This is a genomic window from Streptomyces sp. MnatMP-M17, from assembly GCF_900091995.1.
GTDB lineage: Bacteria > Actinomycetota > Actinomycetes > Streptomycetales > Streptomycetaceae > Streptomyces.
The window spans coordinates 1-8,202 of sequence record NZ_FMDK01000348.1 but is presented as its reverse complement, the minus strand read 5'-3'; the positions used below and the strand labels follow the sequence as shown (position 1 = coordinate 8,202).

Below are 8,202 nucleotides of genomic sequence, written 5' to 3'. Positions count from 1 at the left end.
CTCCCTCCTCCGCCTTGCGATCCACGGCACCAGACCCCGCTCCCTCACCCAGCCTGATCCCAACGAAAGACCCTAGCGTCCCGCGATGACCTCCGCGGCGGCCTGTCCGCACACCCGCGCGGCACCGTACGTCGCGATATGCAGGGCTCCTCTGGGCTCCGCCTCGTTCAGGCCCATCTCCACCACGACCGTCTCGGGACGGGCGGCGAGCAGGGCGTCCAGGGCGTCCGCCATCCAGGCGTGCCGGTGGACATCGCGTACGACGGCGACGACCGTACGGTCGCCCGCCGCCGCGAGCACCCGCGCGACCAGCGCGTCCGTGCCCGTGCCCGCGATACCGGCGCCGCTGTACGAGACCGTCTCCGTACCGGGAAGCAGCCGTCCCAGCTCCGCCGCGACACCCCACGGCGTCTCGTCCCCGACGGCGATGTTCGCGACGGGAGTGAAGGCCGCGACGAACGGCGCCGTGTCGAGCGGCTTCGCCGTCCCGGTCACCCGCAGCGCGCGCCGGGCCGCCACCAGACCGATCGCGGTGCCGGGCGCGGTCCCCTCCTGTGAATCCGCGCCCGGCTCCGAAGCCCCCCGAGCCCCCCTGGCCCGCAGTGTCCAGTCGGCGAGACCGCGCACACGCGCGGCAGCGTCGGCCAGTCGCTCCTCGGGCAGCTCACCGCTCCGTACCGCCGCGACCAGGGCGTCGCGCAGCCGCAGTACGGTGTCCTCGTCCGCCAGGCCGCCGCCGACACAGATGGCGTCGGCGCCCGCGGCGATCGCGAGGACAGAGCCGCGCCCGATTCCGTACGTCGCGGCGATGGCCTGCATCTCCATGCCGTCGGTGACGATCAGGCCCTCGAAGCCCAGCTCCTCGCGCAGCAGTCCGGTGAGGATCTGCGGGCTGAGAGTCGCCGGGCGGTTCGGGTCGAGCGCGGGAAGCAGGATATGCGCGCTCATGACGCATTTGGAACCCGCGGCGATCGCCGCCCGGAAAGGCAGCAGGTCACGGGCGTGCACTGTGTCCAGGTCCACATCGATACGCGGCATCGCGTGGTGCGAGTCGACGGCGGTGTCGCCATGGCCGGGGAAGTGCTTGGTACAGGCGGCGACGCCGGCGCTCTGGAGGCCCTCGACATACGCGGCGGTGTGCCGGGCCACCAGCGCCGGATCGGCGCCGAAGGACCGTACACCGATCACCGGATTGTCACGGTTGGAGTTGACGTCCGCGGAAGGAGCCCAGTTGAGATTGACTCCGCATTCGGCGAGCCTGCGGCCCAGCTCCTGGGCGACGGCCCGGGTCAGCCCGGTGTCGTCCACCGCGCCGAGTGCGTGGTTGCCCGGGAAGGAGGAGCCGTGCCTGACCTCCAGCCGGGTGACATCGCCGCCCTCCTCGTCGATCGCGACGAGGACGTCGTCCCGTACCGCCCGGAGCTGCGCGGTGAGCGCGGCGAGCTGGTCCGGCGAGGAGATGTTGCGGCCGAAGAGACCGACGGAGGTGAGGCCCTCGCCGATGTGCCGCAGCAGCCATGCCGGAGCGGTGGTGCCGAGGAAACCGGGCTGGAGGACGGCGAGGGCGTCGCGGGTGAGGGTGTCCGCACCGCTCACGAGTGTGGTCATCGGCGGATCAACCCTTCACTGCGCCGGAAGTGAGGCCGGTCGCCATGTACTTCTGCACGAGCAGGAAGAAGGCCACGACCGGAATGGCGATCAGCGTCGAGGCGGCCATCAGGGCTCCGTAGTCGACACCGCGTGAGGTGGTGAAGTTCATCAGCCACACGTTGAGCGTGTACTTCTCGTTGTCCTGGAGGACGACATAGGCGAGCAGGTACTCGTTCCACGCCGTGATCAGGGAGAAGATCGCCGCGGCGGCGAGACCGGGCGCGAGCAGCGGGAATGTCACCCGCCAGAAGGCGCCGGTCCGGCTGCATCCGTCCACCATCGCGGACTCCTCCAGCTCCGGCGGGATATTGATGACGAAGCCGCGGATCATCCAGGTCGCGAAGGGCAGTGTCGTGACGAGATAGACGACGATGACGCCCCAGTACTCGTTCAGCCCGCCCAGATCGTTGAGCTGGATGTAAAGAGGGATCAGCATGGCCGTCGGCGGTACGAGCTGGACGGTCAGCAGCACGATCATGAAGAACTTACGGCCGCGGAACCGGAACCGGGCGATGGAGAAGGCGGCGATGGTGGCGAGCAGCATGCCGCCGAGGACCGCGACACCGCAGATGATCAGGCTGGACTGGATGGCGGTGGCGAAGTTCGGCTGGTTCACCGCCCGCTGGAAGTTGTCGAGGGTGAGCGACGAGGGCCAGAGAGTCTGGTCGTAGCTGCGGATCTCATGGTTGGGCCGCAGCGAGCTGATGATCAGCCAGTAGACCGGGAAGGCCATGACGACGAAGACGGCCAGACCGACGATGTTGTAGCCGAGCCGGTTCTTCTTGCGGTCCGGGCGCAGGACCTGGGTCCGGTCCTGCGGGCGGGCCTGCGAGCCGGCCTTTGCGGTGACCTGGGTGGTGGAGGCGCTCATTCGACCTCTCCGATCTTGAGCAGCTGGCGCAGGTAGTACACAGCGACGCCGGAGAGCAGCAGGACCGTGATCAGGGAGATGGCCGCGCCCTGGCTGAACGAGTTGGACTCGAATGCCTTCTCGAACGAGTAGATGCCGAGGACCGTGTACTCCGGCTCCGGCTTGTTGCCGCGGATCAGGAAGATCTGGCCGAAGACATTGAAGTCCCACAGTACGGACAAGGTGCCCACCATCTGGAATACCGGCTTGATGACCGGCCAGGTGACATAGCGGAAGACTCCCGCCACACCGGCTCCGTCGAGCGCCGCCGCCTCCTCCAGCTCCTTGGGGACCTGGGTCAGCGCCGCGTAGAGCGTGACGGCGACGAACGGGATGGCGCCCCAGACGACGACCGCGCCGATGATCACAAATCCTTGTACCGGGTTGAGGAACCAGTTGTGGCCCTGGGCGTCCACTCCGAGGTACTTGGTGAGCACCATGTTCAGTACGCCGTAGTCGGAGTCGGCGAACCAGCGGAAGATGGAGGTCGTCACCAGCAGTGGCATCGACCAGGCGGCGATCAGCGCGGCGGTGAGGAGCAGCCGTACCCAGGTGTCCATGCGCTGCATCAGCATGGCGATACCGAGGCCGATGACCATGGTGGCCAGCACACAGACGACCATGAAGATGACGGTCCGCCAGACGACGGCCCAGAACTCGCCGTCGCCGAGGATATTGGTGAACTGCTCGAAGCCCACCCAGGGAGCGGCCTCCCCGGTCCACAGTTCGCGCCGGCCGACATCCTGGAAGGACATGATGACCGTCTTGACCAGCGGCCAGGCGAAGACGGCGGCGATCGCGACGAACGCGGGTGCTATCAGAAGGTACGGCAGCAGCGCGCCCGCCTTGCGGCGCGTTCTGCGCGGCGCGCTCTGGGGCGGCTGAGCGCCGCTGCCTTCGGTGACCCGCGCTACGGTTACCGGCGGATCGGCTGCTTTCATGTCGGCGGCACTCACTGTGCTTGCCTTCCGTTCGGACCTGGTACCGGAGGACGGGGGGCGACGAACCCTTTCGGGCCCGCCACCCCCCGTAGGCGATCAACGATCAACTGAGTCCAGCCTCAACCGGTCCGGTGTTCCGGAGAGTTCGGACTCGGGAAGTCCGGGATCAGGACTCTTCGTTGATCAGCTGGTCGATCTCCGCGTCGGCCGCCTTCGTGGCCTCCGCTACCGACTTGCCCTTGATGATGTCGAGCAGCATGACCTCGAGCGTTTCCTTCTTCTCGATGGCCGTCCAGCCCGGGGCGATCGGCGTGAACCACGCGTCCGGAACGGCGTTGGCGATCGGTGCGGTCTCCGGCTTCGCCTTCAGCGGCTCAAGCTGCTTGGTGTTGTTGGGCAGGATGTTCTTGGAGGCCAGGACCTCCTGCGACTTGGCGCTGGTGAAGGCCGCGATCCACTCCTCACCGAGGTCCAGGACCTTGGACTTGGATATGGTCGCGAGGTCGGAGCCGCCGATGAAGGACGGCAGGGCCTTGCCGTCGGGACCGGGCATACCGGCCGTACCGATCTTGTCCTTCAGCTTCGGGTTGCCGTTCGCCGCCGGGTCCACGACGCTGCCGGCCTCCCAGCCGTTGCCGTAGAGAAGCGCGGTCTTCTCGTTGGCCATGACGTTGGCGTGGTCCGCCTCGTCCTTGGTCTTGTCGCCGTTGTTGTACTTGTTCACCAGGTCGACGAAGTGCTGGATGCCCTTCTGGGCCTCGGGCGTGGAGAGGCTGGCCTTCCACTCCTTCGCGCTCTCGTCGTACGTGGCCACCTTGCCGCCGTACGCCGCGACGTACGACATCGCCGCGTACCAGTAACGGCCCGGCAGATAGAGCGGCGAGAACGCCTTGTCCTTGCCGTACTTGGCGCCGACCTTGTCGAGGGCCTTGGTCAGGTCCGCCTCGGTGGTGGGCAGCACGTCCGAGCCGGTGGCGGCCTTGAACATGTCCTTGTTGTAGATCGCCACACGGGCGCCCGCGTAGTAAGGGACACAGAACTGCTTGCCCTCGAAGGTGCAGGTGTCCTTCAGACCCTTGATCCAGGTGTCCGAGTTCTCGTACTTCGCCGGGTCGATCTCACCGAGAGCGCCGTTGAGGATGTACGTCATCGTCTCGGTGTTGCCCAGCTCGACGACGTCCGGGAACTTGTCGCCCGCGAGCGCGGCGTCGAGCTTCTTGGCCTTGTCCGCCCACTGCTGGTACTGGACCTTGACCGTGACATTCGGGTACTTCGCCTTGAACTGGTCGTTGACGTCCTTGACCAGCTCCGGCCAGGTGCTCTGCGCGTCCGACATGAGCCAGACGGTCAGCGTCTCCTTACGGTCCTTGGGATCCTTCGACGCCGTGCTGTCGTCCGAGCCACACGCGGCCATACCGACCATCATGCCTGCGACGCCGACCGTCGCGATGAGCTTGCGCTTCACGCCACCCTCCTCAGGGATGCCTGCAACCCCTGCCCACCGCGAAGACCGCAAAGACTTACGACGAGTACTGCTGGGGCTGGGACCTGGTCTTTAATGGTTTAGACCAGTACGGGGAGCTTGGCCTAGACCTTTAGGGGTGTCAAGGGTGTATAAGAAGGGCAGTCGTGTCCGTTATCGGACCGACACCTGAGGGAGGGCGACGACCCGTGGCCGGACCGTGCCACCATGTGAGCCGCGACAGACGGAGGAGCCGGTGACGGCAGCAGCGCAGGAGTCGGGAAGGCAGGCCATGGCCGCGGACGGGGGCGGGAACGTCACGGAGACCGACAACGGAGTCCCCACCCGTACGGCACGCGTGCCTAAGTATTACCGCCTGAAGCGGCACTTGCTCGATATGACGGAAACTCTTCCGCCCGGCACGCCGGTGCCTCCGGAGCGCACGCTCGCCGCCGAGTTCGACACCTCACGCACCACCGTGCGCCAGGCGCTCCAGGAACTCGTGGTCGAGGGCAGGCTCGAACGGATCCAGGGCAAGGGCACCTTTGTCGCCAAGCCCAAGGTCTCCCAGGCCCTCCAGCTCACCTCGTACACCGAGGACATGCGGGCCCAGGGCCTGGAGCCGACATCCCAGCTGCTGGACATCGGCTATGTCACCGCCGATGACACGCTGGCCGGACTGCTCGACATCACCACGGGCGGACGCGTCCTGCGTATCGAGCGGCTGCGGCTGGCCAGCGGTGAGCCGATGGCCATCGAGACCACGCATCTGTCGGCCAAGCGCTTCCCCGCCCTGCGCCGCTCACTCGTCAAGTACACCTCTCTCTACACGGCGTTGGCCGAGGTGTACGACGTCCATCTCGCCGAGGCCGAGGAGACGATCGAGACCTCGCTGGCCACTCCGCGCGAGGCCGGGCTGCTCGGCACGGATGTCGGTCTGCCGATGCTGATGCTCTCGCGGCACTCGCTGGACGCCGCCGGTGAGCCGGTGGAGTGGGTGCGCTCGGTCTACCGCGGCGACCGCTACAAGTTCGTGGCACGGCTGAAGCGCCCGGCGCGCTGAGAAGCGGTGCACGACCGGACGTACGGTGAGGAACCGGGCCCCCGGGCCCGGTTCCTCCGTGTTTCCTTCGCGTACGACCACCGGTCCTTCGCATCCGGATCTACCCCGGGCTGATGCCCTTGCCGTAGATTTCCTGCGCACTCGTCAATGGCGATCAGTGAGGGGACAGATCCGCTGTGTCAGAAGTCCAGGAAGAGAAGCCGCCCACGACACGACCTCCGGCCCCGACGGTCACTCCCTTACGGGTGGTGATAGCGCTCTGTCTCCTCGCGCCCTTCGTGGCCCTGCTCTGGGTGGGCTCCTACGCGAAGACCGATCCGGCCTTCATCGGCATCCCGTTCTTCTACTGGTACCAGATGGCCTGGGTGCTGATCTCGACGGTGCTGACCATGATCGCCTACCAGCTCTGGCAGCGTGACCAGCGCGCCCGCGGCGCCGGAAGCGCTCGCAAGGGAGGTGCGTCGCGATGACCGACGGCGTGAACGGTGTTGCGCTCACCGTCTTCATCTTCTTCTTCCTGGCCGTCACGGTCATGGGCTTCCTCGCCACCCGCTGGCGCAAGGCCGAGAACGAGCACAGCCTGGACGAATGGGGCCTCGGCGGCCGGTCGTTCGGCACCTGGGTCACCTGGTTCCTGCTCGGCGGCGACCTCTATACGGCGTACACCTTCGTGGCCGTCCCTGCGGCGATCTACGCGGCGGGCGCGGCCGGCTTCTTCGCCGTGCCGTACACCATTCTCATCTATCCGCTGATCTTCACCTTCCTGCCGCGGCTCTGGTCGGTGTCGCACAAGCACGGATACGTCACCACCTCGGACTTCGTCCGGGGACGCTTCGGTTCCAAGGGCCTCTCGCTGGCGGTCGCCGTCACCGGCATCCTCGCCACCATGCCGTATATCGCGCTCCAACTCGTGGGTATCCAGGCAGTGCTGGATGTGATGGGCGTCGGCGGCGGTGAGGGCACCCACTGGTTCGTCAAGGACCTCCCGCTGCTCATCGCCTTCGGTGTGCTCGCCGCGTACACCTACTCGTCCGGACTGCGCGCGCCCGCGCTGATCGCCTTCGTCAAGGACACACTGATCTATCTGGTGATCGTGGTGGCGATCATCTACATCCCGATCAAGCTGGGCGGCTTCGACGACATCTTCGCCAAGGCGGGCGAGGCGTTCGCCCAGCCCAACGAGGCGACCGGCCAGCCGCGCGGCGCGCTCGTACCGGGCGACGCCGGGCAGTGGGGCTACGCCACGCTGGCGCTCGGTTCCGCGCTCGCGCTCTTCATGTATCCGCACTCCATCACGGCGACGCTCTCCAGCAGGAGCCGCGATGTGATCCGCCGCAACACCACGATTCTGCCGCTGTATTCGCTGATGCTGGGTCTGCTGGCGCTGCTCGGCTTCATGGCGATCGCCGCCGGGATCAAGGTCGACAACGGACAGCTCGCGATCCCGCAGCTCTTCGAGACCATGTTCCCCGACTGGTTCGCGGGCGTGGCCTTCGCGGCCATCGGTATCGGCGCGCTGGTGCCGGCCGCGATCATGTCCATCGCGGCGGCCAATCTCTTCACGCGCAACATCTACAAGGACTTCATCAAGCCGGACGCGACACCGGCCCAGGAGACCAAGGTCTCGAAGATCGTCTCGCTGCTGGTGAAGGTGGGCGCGCTGGTCTTCGTCCTCTCCATGGACAAGACGGTGGCGATCAACTTCCAGCTCCTGGGCGGGATCTGGATCCTCCAGACGATGCCGGCGCTGGTCGGCGGGCTCTTCACCCGCTGGTTCCACCGCTGGGCGCTGCTCGTGGGCTGGGGCGTCGGCATGGTGTACGGGACGGCGGCGGCGTACGGCGTCGCGAGCCCCACGCAGAAGCACTTCGGCGGTTCGTCGGCGGAGATCCCGGGACTCGGCGAGATCGGCTACATCGGTCTCACCGCGTTTGTGCTGAATGTGGTGGTGACGGTGGTGCTGACCTTCGTCATGCGGGCGCTCAAGGCGCCCGAGGGCGTGGACGAGACCAGCCCGTCCGACTACACGGCGGACGCGGGCGACCCGGACGTACGGGTGGAACCGGCGAAGCCGACGGCGGGCGACCCGGATCCCGTGCGCTGACTCTTCCCGCGGCCAGGTCGCGGCCAGCTCACGGCCGGGCCGCAGACGGGGCGCGGACGGGCCGCTCCGGCC

At 67.1% G+C, this 8,202-nt stretch carries 7 protein-coding genes; 3 read left to right on the top strand and 4 right to left on the bottom strand.

Annotated elements, in window-relative coordinates; genetic code table 11:
• Positions 1 to 72 precede the first annotated feature (72 nt).
• From GA0115259_RS16310 to GA0115259_RS16295, 4 genes are all read right to left on the bottom strand, one after another.
• A complete protein-coding gene (locus tag GA0115259_RS16310) occupies positions 73 to 1,608 on the bottom strand; it encodes a glycoside hydrolase family 3 protein (protein ID WP_093597069.1) in 1,536 nt (511 codons plus the stop codon).
• A 7-nt stretch (positions 1,609 to 1,615) separates the two neighbouring features.
• Positions 1,616 to 2,521, bottom strand: a complete 906-nt coding sequence (locus GA0115259_RS16305) for a carbohydrate ABC transporter permease (protein WP_093597066.1) — start codon at positions 2,519 to 2,521, stop codon at positions 1,616 to 1,618.
• Positions 2,518 to 3,516: a carbohydrate ABC transporter permease gene (locus GA0115259_RS16300; protein WP_176732567.1), complete on the bottom strand. Its 999-nt coding sequence runs from the start codon at positions 3,514 to 3,516 to the stop codon at positions 2,518 to 2,520. The genes GA0115259_RS16305 and GA0115259_RS16300 overlap by 4 nt, the downstream gene beginning before the upstream one ends.
• 151 nt (positions 3,517 to 3,667) lie before the next feature.
• On the bottom strand, positions 3,668 to 4,966 hold the full coding sequence (locus GA0115259_RS16295; protein WP_093597060.1) for a sugar ABC transporter substrate-binding protein: 1,299 nt from the start codon (positions 4,964 to 4,966) through the stop codon (positions 3,668 to 3,670).
• Positions 4,967 to 5,255: 289 nt separating this feature from the next.
• Between GA0115259_RS16295 and GA0115259_RS16290 the strand changes: the two genes are divergently transcribed.
• The 3 genes from GA0115259_RS16290 to mctP all read left to right on the top strand — a co-directional run bounded on the left by GA0115259_RS16290 (position 5,256) and on the right by mctP (position 8,130).
• The gene (locus GA0115259_RS16290; protein ID WP_066950041.1) at positions 5,256 to 6,026 is read left to right on the top strand and encodes a GntR family transcriptional regulator; all 771 of its coding nucleotides are present in this window, start codon (positions 5,256 to 5,258) and stop codon (positions 6,024 to 6,026) included.
• A gap of 176 nt (positions 6,027 to 6,202) precedes the next feature.
• Positions 6,203 to 6,496 carry a DUF3311 domain-containing protein gene (locus GA0115259_RS16285; protein ID WP_093597057.1) on the top strand — a complete coding sequence of 98 codons (294 nt, stop codon included), beginning with the start codon at positions 6,203 to 6,205 and terminating at the stop codon, positions 6,494 to 6,496.
• Positions 6,493 to 8,130, top strand: coding sequence for a monocarboxylate uptake permease MctP (mctP, locus tag GA0115259_RS16280; protein ID WP_093597054.1), 1,638 nt, complete (start codon positions 6,493 to 6,495; stop codon positions 8,128 to 8,130). The genes GA0115259_RS16285 and mctP overlap by 4 nt, the downstream gene beginning before the upstream one ends.
• Positions 8,131 to 8,202: the final 72 nt, after the last annotated feature.